Genomic DNA, 21,031 nt, shown 5'->3' on the forward strand with positions numbered 1-21,031 from the left:
TGAACTCGGAATACTTATGTGAACGACCGGTAAATGCTCGGATGTGCGGTGGCTAAGCCGCCGTCGTGCCGAGATACGCGTCCCGCACCCTCGGGTCCGCGCGTACCTCGGCCGCCGTGCCCTCGGCCAGGACGGTGCCGAGGTCGAGGACCACGACGCGGGCGCAGAGTTCCATCACGAACGCGACGTTGTGCTCCACGAGGAGCACGGCGCAGTCCTCCTCGTCCGCGAGGTGCCGGATGACGGCCGACAGCTGGCCTCGCTCGTCGGCCGTCATCCCGGAGGCGGGTTCGTCCAGGAGGAGCACCCTGGGCGGGTCCGCCACCGCGCGTGCCAGTTCCACCATGCGGGCCCGGCCGACCGGGAGAGCGCCCGCGTAAGCCTGGGCCAGGTGCTCAAGTCCGCACTCACGCAGCACGGTTGAGGCCCGAGCGCGTCGGTCCTTCTCGTACGTACGCCGGGTGGGCGCCGCGAGGAGGTCCGCGCCGAACCCGCCACCGCCGCCGCGCCACTCCTGCGCGACGAGCAGATTGTCGGCGACCGTGAGCTGCCCGAAGAGCTGCTGGCGCTGGAAGGTGCGGCGCATGCCGTGGCGGGCGCGCCAGACGGGCGAGCGGCGGGTGACGTCGGCGCCGTCGAGCAGGACGCGCCCCCGGTCGGGGCGGCGGATGCCGGAGACGACGTCGAACAGGGTGGTCTTTCCTGCTCCGTTGGGGCCGATGAGGCCGCAGACCTCGCCGGGGCGCAGGCTCAGGTCCACGCCGTCGAGTGCGTGGATTCCGCCGAAGCGGACGCCGATGCCGGACGCTTCGATGACGTTCTCGCTCATGGCCGGCCCACTCCCTCGGTGCTGCCCCGCGCGGCGATGCCCAGATAGGCCTGGGTCAGCTGGTCGGCCCGGACCTCGGAACGCGGGCCGCACCAGGAGACCCGGCCCTGCGCGAGGTAGGCGACGGTGTCGGCGATACCGAGGATCTCCGCCGCCTTCTCCTCCACCAGGAGCAACCCCGTCCCGGCGTCGCGGAGTTCGGCGAGCAGCCGGAAGACCTCGTCGACCACGCGGGGGGCGAGGCCGAGGGACGGCTCGTCAGCGATCAGGACCTCGGGCGGGCGCTGGAGGAGAGGTGCGAGGGCGAGCATCTGCTGCTCTCCTCCGGAGAGAGCGCCGGCGGTGACCTTCCGCCGTGCGGCGAGGCCGGGGAAGCGGTCGTACACGGCGTCGCGGGCGGGCGCCTCCCGGAGGTGCAGGGCGAGGTTCTCCTCGATGGTGAGGGAGGGGAAGATGCCGCGGCCCTCGGGGGCGAGGAGGACTCCCGCCCGGGAGCGGCGGACGGGCCCGCTGCCGGTGGCGTCCGCCCCGGCGACGTGGATCCGCCCCCCGGTGGGCGCGATCAGCCCTGCCGCGACTCGGCACGTCGTCGACTTGCCGGCGCCGTTGGGGCCGAGCAGGGCCAGGATCTCACCCGGGTGGACGGTGAGGTCCACGCCGTGGAGGACGGGGGCGCCGTCGTATCCGGCGTGGACGTCGTGGAGGGCGAGGGCTTCTTCCTCCCCGCTCCCGCCCCTTCCCGAACTGGGGCTCCGCCCCGGACCCCGCTCCTCAAACGCCGGAGGGGCTGGAATTTTCAGCCCGTCCGGCGTTTGAGGACGAGGCCGAAGGCCGATGCGGGGGTCCGGGGGCAGAGCCCCAGGTTTCGGGAAGGGGCGGGCTTGGGGAAGTTCACCGCCGGAGGCAACCTCAGCTCCCGACACCCGCACGCGCCTGCGATGCCTCCGCACCGACACCGCCGCGCAGTACCCATCCGGATCATTGGCCAACGCCAACCCGGCCAGACCGAACAGGATCACCGGCAGCTGCACCGACTCCGTCACGTAGTCGGCGATCAGATGCGGCACGATCGCGAAGACGAGCCCCGCCACGACCGCGAACTGCGGCCTGCGCACGCCCGCGGCCACCACCACCGCGAGCCACACGAGCCCCGTCATGGCGGTGAAGTCCGTCGCCGTGATCCGGGTGTTGAACGACGCGTACATCACGCCGCCGAAGCCCGCGAGCCCCGCCGACAACGTGAAAAGGAGCAGCTTCGTGCGCACCACCGAGACCCCGGAGGCCATCGCGGCGGCCGGAGCGGAGCGCACCGCCAGCATCGCCCGCCCCGTCGCTGACCCCCGCAGCGCACTCAGCGCGGCCACGGCCGCCGCCACGAGGACGACCATCGCCACGCCCATCGCGCGGTCGTCACTCAGGTCGACGGGGCCGAAGACGGCGCGCGGGATCTCCCACCCGGTGTCGCCGTTCCTCAACCACCCCATCTGGAAGAGGACTTGGTCGGCGAGGAAGGCCAGGGCGAGCGTGGCGAGCGCCAGTGACCGGCCGCCGAGCCGCAGCGCGGGCAGGGCGACCAGGGCGCCGAGCACCGCCGCCCCGCACGTCCCCACCAGCGCCGCGGCGATGAACGGCCACCCTTGGCTCATCAACAGGCCCGCCACGAGCGCCGCGCCCGTCACGAACGTCGCCTGCGCCAGGGACACCATCGCGCCGAGGCCCGTCACCACGGTGAAGGAGATGAAGACCAGGGAGATCGCAAGGCCCTGCGCGAGGATGCCGCTCCAGAAGGGCGTGGTGACCGTGTAGAAGGACAGGGCGAGCAGCACGCCGCCGACGGTCCACGGCCCCCAGCGCCGCATCCACGACTTTCCCGCCAGATAGTCGACCGGCGGCGCGTCCACCGCCGCCGTGCCCGCCGTCCGCTGCCGCCGCGTCATCAGGAGCAGCCCGGCGAAGAGGATCAGGAAGGGGACCGCCGTACGGAAGCCGGTGATCTTCTCCGCGAAATCCGCGTACCCGGCGACCAGGTTCTGCAGGACGCCCAGGCCGAGCCCGCCCGCGAACGCCAGCGGGATCGACATGAAGCGCCCGAGCACCGCGGCCGTGGCCGACACGAACAGGAACAGGGTGAAGTCGTGCGAGGAAAGCCCGAGGAGGGGCGTGGCGAGGACGCCCGCGAGCCCCGCGAGCCCCGACGACAGCATCCACGCCACCGTCGAGAGCCGGTCCGCGCTCATGCCCCGCAGCTCGACGAGCGAGCGGTTGTCCACGGCGGCCCGCAGCCGGAGCCCGAGCGGTGTGTGCCGCATCAGGATCCACAGGCCGATCGCGACCACGGCCGTCGCGACCCAGGTGATCAGCTGGTCGGAGTCGATGCCGACCCCGTCCATGAGCTGCCAGTTCTCGGCGGGGCTCGGCCCGACGCCCGGAAGTCCGAACTGGTTCTCGGCCGGCTTGACGGACGCCCCCGCGTCCTCCAGAAGCTCCACCACCCACAGGCCGAGCGCGGGCAGCGCGACGAGCAGTCCGATCGTCGCCACGATCTGCGCGGTCTCGCCCACCCTCGCCAGCTTGCGGAACATCAGCCGGTCGAGACCCCAGCCGAGCGCCGGCGCCACGACGAGGACGAGCAGCAACGCCGTCGGTACGGCGGGCCAGCCGAAGCCGGAGTGGAGTTCGTAGAAGGCGAGCGCGCAGAGATAGGCGGTCGCGCCGTGCGCGAAGTTGAAGAGGCCGGATGCGGAGTAGGACAGGACGAGACCCGTCGCGAGCAGCGCGTACAGGGCGCCGGAGACGAGACCGCTCAGCACGAATCCCAGCAGGTCGGACACGAGTGGCCCGCCCTTCTACTTGAAGGGGATGGGTTCGTAGCACCTGAAGGGCGACGACACCGAGTACGTGCCGTCCTTCAGCTGCACGAGGGCGCCGCAGCCGAACGACTCCTTCTGTCCCTTGGGCAGACTGCGGTCGCCGACCATCGTGTCCTTGTCCGAGAAGCCGTTCGCCGCCGCCTGGAAGGCGTTTACGGTCAGGTCCTTGCCCGCCTTCTCGGCGATCGAGAGGAAGAGGTCCGCCGACATATAGCCGGTCATCATGTGCATGTTGAGCGGGACATCCTCGCCCGCCGTCTTCCTGATGTCCGCCTTGAACTGCTTCATCGCCGCCGTCTTCTGCTCGAAGGGCTGGAAGGACAGCAGGATGTGCACGCCGTCGAGCGCCTTCCTCGTCGCGCTCTTGGCGAGCAGACCGGGGTCGTAGTCGGTCGGGTCCGTGATCACGCCCTTGAACCCGGAGCGCTTGACGGCCGTGAACAGGCCGATGTTGTACGGGGTCTGCATCACGGAGACAACGACGTCCGGCGCCTTGCCGCCGTCGGAGCGCAGGATCTCCTTGGTGTACGCCGACCAGTCGCTCGGCACGGAGGTCGCGGGCACGGTCGACTTGGCGTACGTGACCTGGTAACCGGCGGCAGCGAAGCTCTGCTTGTAGGTGCGGATGGCGAAGGTGCCCGCGTCGTTGTCGTTGGCGAGGATGGCCACGGACTTGCCCTTCGAGCCGTCCGTGACCTTCTTCAGGCCCTCGGGCCAGCTCTGGGTGATGGTGCCGCCCGGCATCGGGACCATGCAGCCGCCGAAGCCGTACATGTAACTCGGTCCGCAGAAGGGCGGGATGGTGCCCCAGCCGAACGTCGGCACCTTCTGCTTCTGGAGGAAGTCGGCGCCGGAGAAGGTGACCGAGCTCATCGGCGAGATCGCGAACACCTTGTCCTGCTGGACGAGTTTGCGCGCCGCCGCGAGATTCTTGCCGGGGTCCTGGCCGTCGTCCTCCGCGCCCAGGTAGTCGATCTTCCGCCCGTGTACGCCGCCTTCGGCGTTCGCGCGGTCGAAGCGGGCCTTCGCGCCGAGGTCGGTGTCCTTCTTGCTGTAACCGCTCGCGGTCGTCATGGAGACGATGCCGCCGACCTTGATGGAGTCGGCGCTCACGCCACGTACGGAACCGCCTGCCTTGTCTCCGCCGCTCGAATCACTGCTGTTGGAGGCGGAGTTGCAGGCGGTGGCGAGCAACAGCGCGGCCACGGCGGCGGTGATGGTGCGGATCGATCGCGACACGGGTCAGCCCCCTGAAGTCGAAGTGGGGCTGATTCTGTGCGGGACCTGATGAACCGTCAATAACTGGCACGGCAGTAATTGATGAACCGTCAGAAACTCCGCCCCGGCACCCTCAGGCCCGGTACAGGGCCTCGACCTCAGCCGAGTAAGCCGTCTCGATCGCCTTGCGCTTGAGCTTCAGCGAGGGAGTGAGCAACCCGTGCTCCTCGGAGAACTGATGCGCCAGTATCCGGAACGTACGGATCGACTCGGCCTGTGAGACAAGGGTGTTGGCGGCCACCACAGCCCGACGCACCTCGGTCTCCAGATCCGGGTCCCGCACCAGGTCCGTCGGGGACATCGGCGGCTTGCGGCGCATGTTCAGCCAGTGCTCGACGGCCTCCCCGTCCAGCGTGACGAGCGCCGCGATGTAGGGGCGGTCGTTGCCCACCACGATGCACTGCGCGACCAGCGGATGGTCGCGCACCCGCTCCTCCAGCTGCCCCGGCGAGACGCTCTTGCCGCCGGAGGTCACCAGGATCTCCTTCTTGCGCCCGGTGATCGTGAGGTAGCCGTCCTCGTCGAGCGCGCCCAGGTCGCCGGTGGCGAGCCAGCCCTCATGCAGGGTCGCGTCGGTGGCCTTGGGGTCGTTGAGGTAGCCCTGGAAGACGTTGCCGCCGTTCAGCCACACCTCGCCGTCCTCCGCGATGTACACGGTGGTGCCGGGGATGGCCTGGCCGACCGTGCCGTAGCGGGTGCGCTCGGGCGGGTTGGCGGTCGCGGCGGCCGTCGACTCCGTGAGGCCGTACCCCTCGTAGATCTCGACGCCCGCGCCGGAGAAGAACAGGCCGAGGCGCCGGTCCATCCCGGAGCCACCCGACATCGCGTGCCGGACGCGACCGCCCATCGCGTCGCGCACCTTGGCGTAGACGAGCTTCTCGAAGAGCGAGTGCTGCATGCGCAGGGCCGCCGAGGGCCCGGGGCCGGTGCCGAAGGCCTTGGCCTCCATCGCGTCCGCGTACCGCACGGCGCACTCCACGGCCTTGTCGAAGGGGCCGGTCTTGCCGTCCTTCTCGGCCTTGCGCCGCGCCGCGTTGAAGACCTTCTCGAAGATGTACGGCACGGCCAGGATGAAGGACGGGCGGAACGCGGCCAGGTCCGGGATGAGCGCCGCCGCGTTCAGGCTCGGCTGATGGCCCAGCTTGACCCCGCCACGGACCGCCGCGACCTGCACCATGCGCCCGAAGACGTGCGCGAGCGGCAGGAAGAGCAGCGTGGTCGCCTCGTCGCCGCGCCGGGAGTGGAAGACCGGCTCCCAGCGCTGGATGACCGTGTCCGCCTCGAACATGAAGTTCGCGTGCGAGATCAGGCACCCCTTGGGGCGGCCCGTGGTGCCCGAGGTGTAGATGATCGTGGCGATCGAGTCGGGCGTGACGGCGCGGCGGTGGCGGTTGACCACCTCGTCGTCGACGTCCTGGCCCGCCCGGTACAGCTCCTCCACGGCGTCGGCGTCCAGCTGCCACAGCCTGCGCAGCTGCGGCAGCCGGTCGATCACCGAGCCGATCGTCATCGCGTGGTCCTCGTGCTCGACCATGGCGGCCGACACCTGCGCGTCGTGCAGCATCCAGAAGACCTGCTCGGCGGAGGACGTGGGGTAGACCGGCACCACCTGGGCGCCGACCGTCCAGAGCGCGTAGTCGAAGAGCGTCCACTCGTAGCGGGTGCGGCACATGATGGCGACACGGTCACCGAAGCGCACGCCCTGGGCGAGCAGCCCCTTCGCCAGCGCCATCACCTGGTCGCGGAATTCCGCCGACGTGACGTCACGCCACTCGCCGTCGGTCTTGCGGCCGAAGGCGACGTGGAGCGGATCCCCAAGGGCATGGTCGAACACGACGTCGGCAAGGCCGCCCACCAGCGGCGCCGACGCCAACGGAGGGTTCGTGAACTCGCGCAATGATGCTCCTTGTGGCGCTCCGCACAGCGCCGGTGACGGTACCCCACCGCGCGGCCCGGCGGGAGAGGGGTGACCGACCCGTCGGTACGTACCATCGACGCTGGTCAGCCGGTGAAATCCGGCCACAAGGGGGAGAGGCGGGACAGATTACTTACGGTTGAGTAAGTTTCGGTGGCGTAATCTCCACCGAATCTGTACGCAGCGGTTACGGCTGTGGCTCCGCCGCAGGGACTCTCGCGGAGGACCGCCTACCCCCGCTGACGCCGCCGGTGCAGCCGGTCGCCGCCCGCGAGGATCGAGGCCGCGAGCGCGTCCGCCGCGCCCTGCGCCGAGGCCCGCCGCTCCCCGTGCAGGAGGACGAAGTCGACCGCGCCGAGCTCCGGAAGGCCCGCCCGCTCCGGGACGCGGACCAGGCCCGGCGGGATCAGGCCATGGGAGTGCGCCATCACGCCGAGTCCCGCCCGGGCGGCGGCCACGAGGCCGTTCAGGCTGCCGCTCGTGCAGGCGATCCGCCAGGCACGGCCCCGCCGCTCCAGGGCCTCGAGGGCCAGCGCGCGGGAGATGCCGGGTGGCGGGAACACGATGAGCGGCACCGGCTTCTCGGGGTCGAGGCGCAGCCGCTGCGCGCCGATCCAGACCAGCTCGTCATGCCAGACCAGCTCGCCGCGTGGGTCCTCCGGACGCCGCTTGGCCAGGACCAGATCGAGCTTGCCCGAGTCCAGCTTCTCGTGCAGCGTGCCGGACAGCTCGACCGTCAGCTCCAGATCCACGTCGGGGTGGTCGTGCCGGAACGACTCCAGGATGTCGGTGAGCCGGGTCAGGACGAAGTCCTCCGACGCCCCGAACCGCAGCCGCCCGCCGAGCCGCGTCCCGGTGAAGAACGCCGTCGCCTGCTCGTGCACCTCCAGGATCCGCCGCGCGAAGCCGAGCATCGCCTCGCCGTCCTCGGTCAGCTCCACGGAGTGCGTGTCCCGCGCGAAGAGCTGGCGTCCGGTGGCGTCCTCCAGGCGGCGCACGTGCTGGCTCACCGTGGACTGGCGGAGCCCGAGCCGCCGCGCGGCCTGCGTGAAGCTCAACGTCTGGGCCACGGCGAGAAACGTACGGAGCTGGGCGGGGTCGTACATGGTCACGAGCTTATCGCGGAACGTGATGACAGTCAGAGCGGTATCCGGGATTCCCGATCGCGGTGAACGGGAGGATCATCGAGAGGGCACGACATGCACCGAACCGTTGGAGCGAAGTGAAACGCCCGAGCTGGCCCACCTGGATGCCGATCGACCCCTACATCCTGGCGTTGCTCGGCACGGTGGGCATCGCCGCGCTGCTGCCCGCGCGCGGCACCGGAGCCGACATCGCGGGCGGGGCGTCGACCGGGGCCGTCGCGCTCCTGTTCTTCCTCTACGGGGCACGGCTCTCCACCCGTGAGGCCCTGGACGGGCTCAAGCACTGGCGGCTTCATGTCACCGTCCTCGCCTGTACGTTCCTGCTCTTCCCACTGCTCGGACTCGCGGCCAAGGGGCTCGTTCCGTACGTCCTGACGCCCGCCCTCTACAGCGGGTTCCTCTTCCTGACGCTCGTGCCGTCCACGATCCAGTCGTCGATCGCCTTCACCTCCATGGCACGCGGCAACGTCCCCGCGGCGATCTGCGCGGGCTCCTTCTCCTCGCTCGCCGGCATCGTCCTCACGCCGCTGCTCGCGGCGGCCCTGCTCGGCAACAGCGGGGGCGGTTTCTCCGCGGACTCCGTCCTGAAGATCGTGCTCCAGCTCCTGGTGCCGTTCCTCGCGGGGCAGTTCCTGCGCCGGTGGGTCGGCGCTTTCATCGCCCGGAACAAGAAGGTGCTGAGCCTCGTCGACCGCGGCTCGATCCTGCTCGTCGTCTACACCGCGTTCAGCGAGGGCATGGTGCAGGGCATCTGGCACCAGGTGACGCCACTGCGGCTCGGCGCGCTGCTCGGCGTGGAGGCGGTGCTGCTCGCCGTGATGCTCACCCTCACCTGGTACGGCGCCAAGAAGATGGGCTTCGGCCGCGGGGACCGTATCGCCATCCAGTTCGCCGGGTCGAAGAAGTCCCTCGCGGCCGGACTGCCCATGGCGAGTGTCCTGTTCGGTGCCCACGCCTCGCTCGCCGTACTGCCGCTGATGCTCTTCCACCAGATGCAGCTGATGGTCTGCGCGGTGATCGCCAAGCGCCGTTCGCGGGACCCGGAGAACGCCGAGGACTTCGTCACCGAGCCGTCGCGATCCGAAGCGACACGAACCGCGGTCGGTACAGGGACACGTTCCGGCTGACGTTGGCCGCCGCGCTCGCGGGCGCCGCGTCCAGCCAGTTGACGTCGTAACTGAGCAGCAGCCGCCCGTTCTCGCTGAGCGCGGGATGCGCCTGGGGGTTGTACGCGGCCATGTCCTGCTCGGCCGAACCGTCCTTCGGAAGAGGCGGCGCGAAGCCCTTCGCGGGCCCGTGCCAGGGGCCGGTGGGCGAGCACGACCAGTACGACGTCACGGTCGTCAGGCCCTCGGCTCCCGCGGCCATCGTGAACAGGACGTACGTCCCCTTCATGCGCACCACGGTGAACGCGCTGCCCACGCCCTTGCGTTTCCCGTCGCCGAGCACGGCTTCCGGTTTCCCCGTCTCCGTCCAGTCCTCGCCGTCCCAGTACCGCCACGCGCCGGGCTCCGCCAGCCTGCCCTTGGGCACGCGCGCCACATACGCGTGCGAGGCGGGGCGGGATACCGCCTTGCCGTCGTTGCCGCCGAAGACGTACGTCCAGTCGCCGTCGTCCACCGTCGTCGTGCCGTACAGGACCCGCTGGTCCAGGTCTCGCACGGCGCTCTGGTCGGAGACCTTGACGATGCCCTCGACGCGCAGGTCGGGCAGCGAGAGCGTGGCGACCTCGGTGGCGTGCGGCACTCCGTAGATCCACGGGCCCGTGCCGGTGGAGCGGGTCCACAGCAGGACGCGCACGACCTTCTCGGACGAGCCGGGGGAGCGGGGCTCCACCTTCGCGGCGACCGGCCAGCGCCACTGCTGCGGCGCGGGGTCGGGGAAGAGCGGGGTGGGCAGGGTGCGCTCCAGGGTGCCCGAACGCGACATGACCACCGCCGAGTTGCGCACCATGGGAGCGGTCGCGTCGCGCCAGGTGTGCGGCTGGCCCACCGGGTTGGGCGGGGCGTGCACCTGGCCGAGGAAGGTGTCGGAGAACAGCCAAAGGAGACGTCCGTCCGGCAGGCGCACCGAATGCGTGCCGTCGCCGCCGGTCCAGTCGTCCGCCCGCTCGGTGTCGTCGCCGTAGCGGGCGAACGCTCCGGTGACCTCGTCGTCGGCGGTCCAGGATGAGACGGTGCGCGCCTGACATGCGTCGCCGCCCTCCCGGTCGTCTTCCGGGAGGGCGGTGAGCAGCACGGCCGCGCAGGTCAGGGCGAGCAGCAGGACGATCCAGGTCCTGCGCGCGCTCCAGCCTCGGCGTCGACCTTGGTCGGCGGACACGTGCGGGACGTTAGTTGCTCCCGTGGACGTGGTCCATGGGGAGCCATGCGACGGTGTCCCGCGTCACAGGGGCCTTGGCCGCCCCGCTCCTGCCGAGTGCGGTCAGCTGGTCGTCGCTCAAAGCGCGGTCGTAGACCCGCACTTCATCGATGGAGCCGGTGAAGTGGGCTCGGCTGTCGACCCGTTGACCGACATGGAAGCCGAACCCGGAGGTGCGGGTGACCGTGCCGGGAACGTCCGCCGTGGTAACCCGCGTACCGTCGACGGACAGCGTCAGCTCCCCGCCGCCGCGCCGCAGCGCGATGTGATGCCACTGGCCGTCGTTGTAGGCACCGGTGGTGCGCACGGAGGCGGACCTGGGGGGAGAGGAGCCCTCACGCGTGGTGATCAGACCCGTGACGCGGTTGCTGGCGGGTTCGCCGCGCAGCCACACCTGAGGCTGGTTGGTGCCGATGCCGCCCATCCAGAGCAGCGGCTGCTCACCACTGGTCGCGGAGTACCGGAACCACAGGGAGGCAGTGAAGTCCTTCGTCCCTAGCGGGAGTTGGCTGCGGTAGGGCAGCCGTACGGCATCATTCGAGCCGTCGAAGGAGAGGGCCTTGCCGAACCGTCCCTCGGAGGTGGACGCCCCGCCCAGCACGGCCGCGGGCTTCGCGTGCGGCGCGCGGTCGTTGGTCCTCGGGTCAGGGCCCCGGCGCGGCTGCAGCCAGTCCTCGGTGAAGCGCGCGAAGCGGATCTCGTCACGGGCGTCGACCGCCCCGCCCTCGTACATCAGGCCCACGTGCTCGTCGTCGGCCCGCACCATGTCCGAGTAACCGGACCAGTCCGTGGTGACCGTCGTGCCACGGTCCACGCTGTCCCAGGTGCGGCCGCCGTCGTACGAGGAGCGGATCTGCATCGTGCGGCGGCGGTCCGGGTCGCCGGGGCAGGCGAGCAGCATCCGCTTGCCGAACTGGAGCGTGGAGCCCTGTACTTGGGGTGTGTAGAGGTCGGGAATGGCCTGGAACGGCGCGGCATAGGAATCACCCCCGTCACGGCTGATCGTGTGCGTGCGATGCCCGAGGTCGGTGCCGTCCTGCTCGCGCCCGCTGACGTAGACCGCGCCGTCCGGGCGCTCCGTGATGGTCATCTCGGACGGCTTCTGCCGGAACATGCCGTCCTGCGCTATCGGGTACGAGGCCTTGGCGCCGATCCTCCAGTTGTCGCCGCCGTCGTCGCTGACGATCAGGGACGCGTGGTTCGCGGTGACCCGCCTGCCGTCCCACGTCTCGGTGTTGGCGGTGAAGACGAGCCTCCCGGCGTGCCGGCCGCGGGTCAGCTGGAGGCCGTGCACGGGCCCGGTCGCGTACCAGGAGTTCCAGTCCTTCGGCAGGATCTGGTCGCTCAGGTCACGCGGCGCCGACCAGGTGCGGCCGTCGTCGTCGCTGTACTGGAGGTGCGGGGTGCGGTCGCAGGGGACGGTGCAGTTCCCGCTGTCCGTGCGGCCGGTGTTGTAGGTCTCCGCCAGGAGGATGCGGCCGGTCCTGCGGTCCACGATCGGCGCGGGGTTGCCGTGCGTGTCACCGGCGCCCTCGTTCACCACCTGCAGCGGGCTCCAGGTGCGGCCGCCGTCGTGCGACCGTTTGACGACGATGTCTATGTCGCCCGCGTCACCGCAGTCGTTCACACGCCCCTCGGCGAAGGCGAGGAGGGTGCCCTTGACCGTCTTCACCACGGCGGGAATGCGATAGCAGGCATACCCGGCATCCTGCGAGGCCTTGAAAAGCACCTGCTGCTCGAACCCCGCAGTGCGGACGTCCGGCGCCGCCTGCGCGGCGGGCCCGGGAAGCAGGGCCCCGACGGCGACGACGGTCAAGGCGGCCGTGGCGGTGCGCAGGGATCTGAGGCGTACATGGAGAGCTGATGGCATGGCGCGGCCCACCCTTCAAGGTGACTGGACATCCTGACATCCCACGTCCAACGTTCGCGCCTGAGACGCTACTTGGATGGCTCGACACCCCACAAGAAGCGTGCGTGGCACGAATGGACGCGGCCTGGTCAGGGGCCGGAACCCGTTCAGGGCAGCTGACGGAGCGGTACCGGGACCCCGCCGGCGCAGGGGGCGCTCCCCGCCGGTCGGGGTCCCGCCGCCGTGCAGCGGGGAGTGGCCGGTCAGCCCTGGGAGGCCGCGGCCCGCACGGCGATCCGGTGCTCGCCCGCGTACACGTTCATGGAGGAGCCGCGCAGGAAGCCGACCAGCGTCAGGCCCGTCTCGGCGGCCAGATCGACGGCGAGTGACGACGGCGCGGAGACGGCGGCGAGCACCGGAATGCCCGCCATCACCGCCTTCTGTGCCAGTTCGAACGAGGCGCGCCCCGAGACGAGGAGCACCGCCCGGGACAGGGGCAGCCCGCCCTCCTGGAGGGCGCGCCCGACGAGCTTGTCGACCGCGTTGTGGCGGCCCACGTCCTCACGTATGTCGAGGAGCGCGCCGTCCTCCGAGAAGAGCGCCGCCGCGTGCAGGCCACCGGTCCGGTCGAAGACGCGCTGCGCCGCACGCAGCCGGTCGGGGAGGCACGCGAGCAGGTCGGACCCCAGCCGGACCGGGGGAGTGTCGGCGATCGGGAACCGAGCCGTCGTCCGGACCGCGTCCAGGCTCGCCTTGCCGCACAGGCCGCAGGACGAGGTGGTGTAGACGTTGCGTTCGAGGTTGATGTCGGGCAGGAGGAGCCCCGGGGCGGTCTTCACGTCGACCACGTTGTACGTGTTCGAGCCGTCCGCCGTGGCCCCGGCGCAGTAGACGATGGACTGGAGTTCGTCCGCCGAGCCGAGCACCCCCTCGCTCACCAGGAAGCCCGCCGCGAGCGCGAAGTCGTCACCCGGCGTGCGCATGGTGATGGCAAGCGGCTTCCCGTTGAGTCTGATCTCCAGAGGTTCCTCCGCGACCAGGGTGTCCGGCCGCTCGGTGACGGCCCCGTCCCTGATGCGGATGACGCGGCGGCGCTCCGTGACTCGTCCCATGTCGATCAGTCCCGGTTCTGTACGTGCTGGTAGCCGAAGCGGCCCTTGATGCAGAGGTTGCCGTGGGTCACCGGATTGTCGTGCGGCGAGGTGACCTTCACGATGTCATTGTCCTGCACGTGCAGGGTCAGATTGCAGCCGACTCCGCAGTACGCGCACACCGTCGTCGTCTCGGTCTGCCGCTCCTCGTCCCAGGTCCCGGCGGCCCGCATGTCGAACTCGGACTTGAAACTGAGGGCGCCGGTCGGGCAGACCTCGATGCAGTTCCCGCAGTACACGCACGCGGAGTCGGTCAGCGGACCGTCGTGCTCGACGGCGATCCTGGCGTCGAAGCCGCGGCCCACCACGGAGATGGCGAAGGTGTTCTGCCACTGATCACCACAGGCGTCGACACACTTGTAGCAGAGGATGCACTTGTCGTAGTCCCGGACGTACAGGTCGTTGTCGACCCTGGGCTCTTCGTCGAGCCGCGCGGCGTCCGGACCGAAACGGTCGGGCTTGGCCTCGTACTCCTTGAGCCAGCCCGCGACCTTCGGCGTCGTCGACATGTCGACGGATGAGGCGAGGAGTTCGAGCACCACCTTGCGGCTGTGGCGGGTGCGCTCGGTGTCGGTCAGGACGGTCATGCCCGGATCGGCCCGGCGTGAGCAGGCCGGGGCGAGCGTACGGGCGCCCTCCACCTCGACGACACAGACCCGGCAGGCGTTCTTCGGGGTCAGGGTGTCGCCCTCGCAGAGGGTCGGGACGTCCTTGCCCGCGGCCCGGCAGGCGTCCAGGATGGTGGACCCTTCGGGCACCCGGGTGGCCTGCCCGTCCAGCGTGAACTCGACGAGACGGCGCGGGATTCCCAGCGGTACGGCTGTCACTTGTACGCCCCCAGACGGTCGATGGCGGATTCCACGGCGTTCCACGCGGTCTGGCCGAGCCCGCATATGGAGGCGTCCCGCATGGTTCTCCCCACCTCGCGCAGGAGAGCGATGTCACCGGCGGCATCGGCCCCCGTCCGCTCGACGATGCGGTGCAGGGCTTCCTCCTGGCGGACGGTGCCGACCCGGCAGGGCACGCACTGACCGCAGGACTCGTCGCGGAAGAACTCGGCGATGCGCAGCAGGACGCGGGGGAGCGGCACGGTGTCGTCCAGGGCGAGCACGACGCCGGAGCCGAGGGTGGTGCCCGCCTCCCTCGTCCCTTCGAAGGTGAGCGGGATGTCGAGCTCGTCGGGCCGTACGAAGCCGCCGGCCGCGCCGCCCAGGAGGACCGCGCGGAGGTTGTCCGGCTTCCCGGAGAGGGTGAGGAGTTCGGCGAGGGTGGCGCCGAAGGGGAGCTCGTAGATGCCGGGGCGTTCGACGCTGCCGGAGACGCAGAAGAGCTTGGGTCCGGTGGATGTGGCGGTGCCGATGGCGGCGTAGGCCTGGGCTCCCATGGTGAGGATGGGGAGGACGTTGACGAGGGTCTCGACGTTGTTCTCGGCGGTGGGCTTGCCGAAGAGTCCCTTCTCCACGGGGAAGGGCGGCTTGGACCGCGGCTCTCCCCTGTACCCCTCGATGGAGTTGAAGAGGGCGGTCTCCTCACCGCAGATGTAGGCGCCGGCGCCGCGCCTGATCTCGATGTCGAAGGCGTACCCCTGCCCGAGGACGTCGTCCCCGAGGAAGCCGCGGGCGCGGGCCTGTGTAATGGCGTGCTGGAGCCTTTGGAGGGCGCGGGGGTACTCGCCGCGGAGATAGAGGTAGCCGAGGTGGGCGCCCGTCGCGTACCCCGCGATGGTCATCGACTCGATGAGGGAGTACGGGTCGCCCTCCATGATCACGCGGTCCTTGAAAGTGCCGGGCTCGGACTCGTCCGCGTTGCAGACGAGGTAGTGGGGATGGTCCGGCTGGGCCGCGGTGGCCTGCCACTTCTTTCCCGTGGGGAAGGCGGCGCCTCCTCGGCCGAGGAGGCCGGAGTCCGTGACTTCGCGGATGACTTCGGCGGGGCCGATGGCGAAGGCCTGCCGCAGGGCGGTGTAGCCGCCGTGGGCGCGGTAGTCGTCCAGGGATGTGGGGTCCACGGTGCCGATTCTGCTGAGCAGCAGGAGTCCTTCTCGGCCTGCCTGGGGGACGGCCAGGGCCGCGGGGGGCTCTGGCGGGGCGGACTCGGGGGCGAGGGCGGCTTTGGTGAGGGTGTCGGGGGTGGCGGGGGCGAGGGTTGCGGTGACGTAGGTTTTCTCCCCGCTCCCACCCCTACCCGAATCCCCCGGCTCCGCCGCCACCCGTGGCCGTAGATCACCGGCTCCGCCGAGTTCGTCCTCAAACACCGGACGGGCTGAGACCCCCTCGCCCGGCCGTGGTCTCTCAGCCCGTCCGGCGTTTGAGGACGAGCCGTCAAGGCGATCGGTGGTGAGCTCAGGCCCTCGCGCCAGCGAGTTTTCGGGAAGGGGCGGGGTTGGGGAAGAAGGCGCCGCAGGCACACCGGCCCGCACCACCAACCCGGCGGGAGCCCTCTCGCACAACCCCAGGCAGGGCGAGGCCTCCACCGCCACCCCGGACCCGGGGCCAAGCCGCGACGAAACCTCCCCGCACAACTCCGCCCCACCCCCACAAGCAAGGTCCGTACACACCCGCACCACCGTCGCGGCCCGCGGCCGCACCGAGAACATGGAGTAGAAGGTGGCCACCCCGTACGCCTCGGCGGGCGGCACCGTCAGACGACGGCAGAGATAGTCGAGGCCCCCCTCACTCACCCACCCCACGCGATCGTTCAGCGCGTGCAACCCCGGCAACAGCTCATCCCGCCGCTCCCGCGCCGCACGCCCTCCCCGGGCCCACCGCAGATCCGCGTCGCTGCGGTCATCGGCACCCTCCCAGGCGGACTCCGGCGGCCCGAGCACCGCGTCGACCGCCGCCCGCTCCTCGTCCGTCGGCTTGCTGTCACCGAAGTGCAGATCCATACGTCACCCCACCTCACCTCACGTCGTCGGCACGGCCAGCTTGTCGATACGTATCGCCGACGCCTTGAACTCCGCCGTGCCCGCGATCGGGCAATTGGCCTCGATCGTGAGCTGGTTGGTGTCGACCTCGTCGGGAAAGTGCATGGTCATGAAGGCCAGACCGGGGCGGAGCCCGGGGTCCACCCACACCGGTGCCGTCACCGTGCCGCGCCGGGAGGACACGCGGACCTCCTCGCCGACCACGACCCCGTAACGCTCCGCGTCCTCCGGACACAGCTCGACGTACTCGCCCCGCCGCAGCGGCGAGGCGAAACTCCCGCTCTGCACACCGGTGTTGTAGGAGTCGAGCCGCCGCCCCGTCGTCAGGCGGATCGGGTAGGAGTCGTCGGTGAGGTCGACCGGCGGGTCGTGCGCGACGAGCCCGAAGGGCGCGAGCACGCCACGCCGTTCCGGGTCCGCTTCCCACAACCGGCCGTGCAGGTACGTCGGTTCGACCCGCTCCTGAGAAGGGCAGGGCCACTGGATGCCCTGCAAGGACTCCAGGCGGTCGTACGTCATGCCCCAGTGGTCCGGCGACACCGACCTCAGCTCGTCCCACACCGCCTGCGCGTCCGCGTACTTCCAGTCGTGGCCGAGCCGTTCGGCGAGGTCGCAGAGGATGTCGATGTCCTCGCGCGCCTCACCGGGCGGCCGCACGGCCTTGCGCACCCGCTGGACCCGCCGCTCGCTGTTGGTCGTCGTGCCGTCGGTCTCCGCCCAGGCGGCGGTCGCGGGGAGCACGACATCGGCGAGTTCGGCTGTCTTCGTGAGGAAGATGTCCTGGACCACGAAGAAGTCCAGGGCCCGCATCCGCCGCATCGCCTGCTCGCTGTCCGCCTCCGACTGTGCGGGGTTCTCGCCGATGCAGTAGACGGCCTTGAGCGCGCCCTCCTCCATCGCCTCGAACATCTCCGTCAGATTCAGCCCGTAGCGCGGCTGGATGACCGTGTCCCAGGCCGTCTCGAACTTCATCCGCGAGGCAGGGTCGAGGATGTCCTGGAAGCCGGGCAGGCGATTGGGGATCGCGCCCATGTCGCCGCCGCCCTGCACGTTGTTCTGCCCGCGCAGCGGCTGCAGGCCCGAGCCGTAGCGCCCGACGTGGCCGGTCAGGAGCGAGAGGTTGATCAGGGCGCGGACGTTGTCCGTGCCGTTGTGGTGCTCGGTGATGCCGAGTGTCCAGCACAGCTGCGCCCGTTCGGCCCGGGCGTAGGCGTGCGCCAACTCCCTGATCGCGGCGGCCGGTACGCCCGTCACCTTCTCGGCGAGCGAGAGGGTCCATGGCTCGACCAGGGCCGCGTACTCATCGAAGCCGGACGTCGCCCGCTCGATGAACGCCCGGTTGGCCAGGCCCGCGTGGATGATCTCGCGGCCGATCGCGTGCGCCATCGGGATGTCCGTGCCGACGTTCAGGCCGAGCCAGCTCTCCGCCCACTCGGCGGTCTTGGTGCGGCGCGGGTCGACGGCGTACATGCGGGCGCCGTTCCTGATCCCCTTCAGGACGTGCTGGAAGAAGATCGGGTGCGCGAAGCGGGCGTTGGAGCCCCACATCACGATCAGGTCCGTGTGTTCGACCTCCTCGTACGAGGACGTGCCGCCGCCCGAGCCGAAGGCCGCGGAGAGGCCCGCGACGCTCGGCGCGTGACACGTGCGGTTGCAGGAGTCGACGTTGTTCGTGCCCATCACCACACGGGCGAACTTCTGGGCCACGTAGTTCATTTCGTTGGTCGCGCGAGCGCAGGAGAACATCCCGAACGCGCCACGTGCCGCATCAAGGCCCGCCGCCGTACGGGCCAGCGCCTCGTCCCAGGTGGCCCGGCGGAACGGCTCGTCGCGCGAGTCGCGGACGAGGGGGTGGGTGAGCCGGGTGTACGTCGTGGGCACCCGGTCCCGTTTCCTGCTCATGCCGCGCTCCATGTGTTCTCGTTCATGGCGCGCTCCTCGTTTTCTCGCTCATGCCGCGCTCCTCATGCGGTCGGCCAGCAGGTCCGAGATGGCGTGGACGGTGTGGAGCGTCGGCACCGGGACCCCGGTGATCTCCGCGAGTTCGACGACGGCCGCGAGCAGCACGTCGAGTTCAAGGGGTTTGCCGCGCTCCAGGTCCTGGAGTGTGGAGGTGCGGTGGTCTCCGACGCGCTCGGCGCCTGCGAGGCGCCGCTCGACGGAGATGTCGGGGCGGCAGCCGAGCGCCGCCGCGACGGCGAGCGTCTCGTTCATCATGATCTCGATGACGCGGCGCGTGCCGCCGTGCAGACACATCTCGCGCATCGTGGCGCGGGAGAGCGCGCTGATCGGGTTGAAGGAGATGTTGCCGAGCAGCTTGATCCAGATGTCGCCGCGCAGGTCGGGCTCGACGGGACACTTCAGGCCGCCCGCCCGCATGGCCTCGCTGAAGGCGAGACAGCGCTCGGAACGCGAGCGGTCGGGCTCCCCGACGGAGAACCGTGTGCCCTCCAAGTGCCGTACGACGCCCGGCCCTTCGAGCTCGGTCGCCGCGTACACCACACAGCCGATGGCCCGTTCGGGCGCGATCACCGCACTGACCGCGCCCTCGGGGTCCACGCTGCTGACGCGGTGGCCGTCGTGCGGGCCGCCGTGCCGGTGGAAGTACCACCAGGGGATGCCGTTCTGGGCGGCTATCACCGCCGTCCTGTCGTGCAGGAGCGGCTCGATCAGCGGCCCGCACGCCGCGTACGAGTTGGCCTTCAGGCCCAGGAAGACGTAGTCGACGGGGCCGATGTCGGCCGGGTCGTCGGTGGCGTGGGCGCGCGCGGTGAAGTCGCCGCGCGGGCTGTGGACACGTACTCCGTGCTGCCTCATGGCCGCCAAATGCGGTCCACGGGCGACGAGATGGACGTCGGCACCGGCGCGGTGCAGCGCGGCTCCGACGTAGGCGCCGATCGCACCGGCGCCGAGGACTGCGACTTTCACGGTGGCGCGCTCCGTTCGGTCGAGGGATCCGAAGAAGGCTCAGGATCGACACCGCATGCTCGTGACGGACTACTTCGCATGCCATAACGGTCGATGGAATATTGTCTACAGTATGGAAGTTGGCCCAGCAAGGGGTCGCGCGGCACATTGCATACCGTCGACGCAATCGCGCTCGCCTCTTCCCAACTCCCCGCCCCGCTTCCTACTGTTCGGGATCATGAGGCCCCCCGTCGCACCCCCGGGCTGGAGCCGCTGGCTCGTACCGCCCGCCGCCCTGTCCGTCCACCTCTCCATCGGCCAGGCCTACGCCTGGAGCGTCTTCAAGCCCCCACTCGAATCAGCCCTCGACCTCAGCGGCACCCAGAGCGCGCTCCCCTTCCAGCTCGGCATCGTGATGCTCGGCCTCTCGGCGGCCTTCGGTGGCACGCTCGTCGAGCGCAACGGACCGCGCTGGGCGATGACGGTCGCCCTCGTCTGCTTCTCGTCCGGCTTCCTGATCGCGGCCCTCGGCGCGGCGATCAGCCAGTACTGGCTGATCGTCTTCGGTTACGGCTTCGTCGGCGGCATCGGCCTCGGCATCGGCTACATCTCGCCCGTCTCGACCCTGATCAAGTGGTTCCCGGACCGCCCCGGCATGGCGACCGGCATCGCGATCATGGGCTTCGGCGGCGGCGCGCTCATCGCCTCGCCGTGGTCCGCGCAGATGCTGGACTCGTTCGGCACGGACTCCGACGGCATCGCGCTCGCCTTCCTCGTGCACGGCCTCACCTACGCCGTCTTCATGGCGCTCGGCGTGCTCCTGGTGCGCGTGCCGCGTACGGAGGGGGCGCGCAAGCCCGGGGTTCCCGGCGCCCTGGACGGGCCGCAGGTCTCCGCGCGGGCGGCCGTTCGGACACCCCAGTTCTGGTGTCTGTGGATCGTGCTCTGCATGAACGTGACGGCGGGCATCGGCATCCTGGAGAAGGCGGCGCCGATGATCACCGACTTCTTCTCCGACACCTCGACGCCGGTCTCGGCCGCCGCCGCGGCGGGCTTCGTCGCCCTGCTCTCCGCGGCGAACATGGCCGGGCGCATCGGCTGGTCATCGACGTCCGACCTGATCGGGCGCAAGAACGTCTACCGCGTCTACCTGGGCGTCGGCGCGCTGATGTATCTGCTGATCGTCCAGTTCGGGGACACGTCGAAACCGCTCTTCATCGTCTGTGCGCTCGTGATCCTCTCCTTCTACGGAGGCGGCTTCGCGACGATCCCGGCGTATCTGAAGGACCTCTTCGGCACCTATCAGGTGGGCGCGATCCACGGCCGCCTGCTGACCGCCTGGTCGACGGCCGGTGTTCTCGGCCCGCTGATCGTCAACTGGGTCGCCGACCACCAGGAGGAGGCGGGCAAAAGCGGGGCGGGGCTCTACGGCCTCTCCCTCACGATCATGATCGGGCTCCTTGTCATCGGTTTCGTGGCGAACGAGTTCGTCCGCCCTGTCCACGCCCGCCACCACATCCCCGCCCCGAGGGAGGCAGCCCATGACGGCACCGACCAGCACGCCGCCAAGTGATCCGCCCCGCCGTCGGCCGCTGATCGTCGCCGCCTGGCTCTGGGTGGGGGTTCCGCTCGGATATGGGCTGTATGAACTCGTACACAAGGCCACCCAGCTCTTCACCGGGTGACGCCATGATGAGAAGTGGCCAAACACCACGCCCGATTCCTGTCGCTTTACGTGTCCTGTTACTGGTGAGTCGCTGAGCAGACTGGACGGTCCCGCATCTCCGGCAACAAGGGGGA

General features: G+C 70.2%; 14 protein-coding genes. 2 read left to right on the forward strand and 12 right to left on the reverse strand.

Going from position 1 to position 21,031, the window contains the following annotated elements; all coding sequences use genetic code 11:
• Positions 1-52: 52 nt before the first annotated feature.
• The 5 genes from ABXJ52_RS30830 to ABXJ52_RS30850 all read right to left on the reverse strand — a co-directional run bounded on the left by ABXJ52_RS30830 (position 53) and on the right by ABXJ52_RS30850 (position 7,998).
• Positions 53-829: an ABC transporter ATP-binding protein gene (locus ABXJ52_RS30830; RefSeq protein ID WP_367046437.1), complete on the reverse strand. Its 777-nt coding sequence runs from the start codon at positions 827-829 to the stop codon at positions 53-55.
• Positions 826-3,660: an ATP-binding cassette domain-containing protein gene (locus ABXJ52_RS30835; RefSeq protein WP_367046439.1), complete on the reverse strand. Its 2,835-nt coding sequence runs from the start codon at positions 3,658-3,660 to the stop codon at positions 826-828. The genes ABXJ52_RS30830 and ABXJ52_RS30835 overlap by 4 nt, the downstream gene beginning before the upstream one ends.
• Positions 3,661-3,675: 15 nt before the next feature.
• Positions 3,676-4,938 (reverse strand): ABC transporter substrate-binding protein, encoded by a 1,263-nt coding sequence (locus tag ABXJ52_RS30840; RefSeq protein ID WP_367046441.1) that lies wholly within the window; start codon positions 4,936-4,938, stop codon positions 3,676-3,678.
• Between the two features lie 112 nt (positions 4,939-5,050).
• Entirely contained in the window at positions 5,051-6,874 is a 1,824-nt protein-coding gene (locus tag ABXJ52_RS30845) for an AMP-binding protein (RefSeq protein ID WP_367046443.1), read from the reverse strand.
• Between the two features lie 248 nt (positions 6,875-7,122).
• Positions 7,123-7,998, reverse strand: coding sequence for a LysR substrate-binding domain-containing protein (locus tag ABXJ52_RS30850; RefSeq protein WP_367046445.1), 876 nt, complete (start codon positions 7,996-7,998; stop codon positions 7,123-7,125).
• 116 nt (positions 7,999-8,114) lie between these two features.
• Between ABXJ52_RS30850 and ABXJ52_RS30855 the strand changes: the two genes are divergently transcribed.
• Positions 8,115-9,164, forward strand: coding sequence for a bile acid:sodium symporter family protein (locus tag ABXJ52_RS30855; protein WP_367046446.1), 1,050 nt, complete (start codon positions 8,115-8,117; stop codon positions 9,162-9,164).
• Here the strand turns inward: ABXJ52_RS30855 and ABXJ52_RS30860 are convergent.
• The 7 genes from ABXJ52_RS30860 to ABXJ52_RS30890 all read right to left on the reverse strand — a co-directional run bounded on the left by ABXJ52_RS30860 (position 9,100) and on the right by ABXJ52_RS30890 (position 19,252).
• Positions 9,100-10,359, reverse strand: coding sequence for a DUF4185 domain-containing protein (locus ABXJ52_RS30860; RefSeq protein WP_367046447.1), 1,260 nt, complete (start codon positions 10,357-10,359; stop codon positions 9,100-9,102). The two genes, ABXJ52_RS30855 and ABXJ52_RS30860, sit on opposite strands and share 65 nt — an antisense overlap.
• 10 nt (positions 10,360-10,369) lie before the next feature.
• A complete protein-coding gene (locus tag ABXJ52_RS30865; RefSeq protein ID WP_367046449.1) occupies positions 10,370-12,268 on the reverse strand; it encodes a sialidase family protein in 1,899 nt (632 codons plus the stop codon).
• 242 nt (positions 12,269-12,510) lie between these two features.
• Positions 12,511-13,359, reverse strand: a complete 849-nt coding sequence (gene fdhD, locus ABXJ52_RS30870) for a formate dehydrogenase accessory sulfurtransferase FdhD (RefSeq protein ID WP_367046450.1) — start codon at positions 13,357-13,359, stop codon at positions 12,511-12,513.
• 5 nt (positions 13,360-13,364) lie between these two features.
• On the reverse strand, positions 13,365-14,225 hold the full coding sequence (locus ABXJ52_RS30875) for a 2Fe-2S iron-sulfur cluster-binding protein (protein ID WP_367046452.1): 861 nt from the start codon (positions 14,223-14,225) through the stop codon (positions 13,365-13,367).
• Complete coding sequence (locus ABXJ52_RS30880; protein ID WP_367046454.1) at positions 14,222-16,285, reverse strand: NADH-ubiquinone oxidoreductase-F iron-sulfur binding region domain-containing protein; 2,064 nt, start codon at positions 16,283-16,285, stop codon at positions 14,222-14,224. The genes ABXJ52_RS30875 and ABXJ52_RS30880 overlap by 4 nt, the downstream gene beginning before the upstream one ends.
• 18 nt (positions 16,286-16,303) lie before the next feature.
• Positions 16,304-18,226, reverse strand: a complete 1,923-nt coding sequence (locus ABXJ52_RS30885; RefSeq protein ID WP_367046456.1) for a molybdopterin-dependent oxidoreductase — start codon at positions 18,224-18,226, stop codon at positions 16,304-16,306.
• A gap of 48 nt (positions 18,227-18,274) precedes the next feature.
• A complete protein-coding gene (locus ABXJ52_RS30890; RefSeq protein ID WP_367046459.1) occupies positions 18,275-19,252 on the reverse strand; it encodes a 2-dehydropantoate 2-reductase in 978 nt (325 codons plus the stop codon).
• A 217-nt stretch (positions 19,253-19,469) separates the two neighbouring features.
• Between ABXJ52_RS30890 and ABXJ52_RS30895 the strand changes: the two genes are divergently transcribed.
• Positions 19,470-20,804 carry an OFA family MFS transporter gene (locus tag ABXJ52_RS30895; protein ID WP_367046462.1) on the forward strand — a complete coding sequence of 445 codons (1,335 nt, stop codon included), beginning with the start codon at positions 19,470-19,472 and terminating at the stop codon, positions 20,802-20,804.
• Positions 20,805-21,031: the final 227 nt, after the last annotated feature.

Origin of the sequence: Streptomyces sp. Je 1-332 (assembly GCF_040730185.1) — a bacterium.
In the GTDB taxonomy this organism is placed as follows: domain Bacteria; phylum Actinomycetota; class Actinomycetes; order Streptomycetales; family Streptomycetaceae; genus Streptomyces.

Excerpts from the sequence above, each read along its gene's own strand:
- ABXJ52_RS30895 (WP_367046462.1), top strand. The coding sequence starts at position 19,470 with ATGAGGCCCCCCGTCGCACCCCCGGGCTGGAGCCGCTGGCTCGTACCG.
- fdhD (WP_367046450.1), bottom strand. The coding sequence starts at position 13,359 with ATGGGACGAGTCACGGAGCGCCGCCGCGTCATCCGCATCAGGGACGGG.
- ABXJ52_RS30850 (WP_367046445.1), bottom strand. The coding sequence starts at position 7,998 with ATGTACGACCCCGCCCAGCTCCGTACGTTTCTCGCCGTGGCCCAGACG.
- ABXJ52_RS30830 (WP_367046437.1), bottom strand. The coding sequence starts at position 829 with ATGAGCGAGAACGTCATCGAAGCGTCCGGCATCGGCGTCCGCTTCGGC.
- ABXJ52_RS30880 (WP_367046454.1), bottom strand. The coding sequence starts at position 16,285 with ATGGATCTGCACTTCGGTGACAGCAAGCCGACGGACGAGGAGCGGGCG.
- ABXJ52_RS30865 (WP_367046449.1), bottom strand. The coding sequence starts at position 12,268 with ATGCCATCAGCTCTCCATGTACGCCTCAGATCCCTGCGCACCGCCACG.
- ABXJ52_RS30885 (WP_367046456.1), bottom strand. The coding sequence starts at position 18,226 with ATGAGCAGGAAACGGGACCGGGTGCCCACGACGTACACCCGGCTCACC.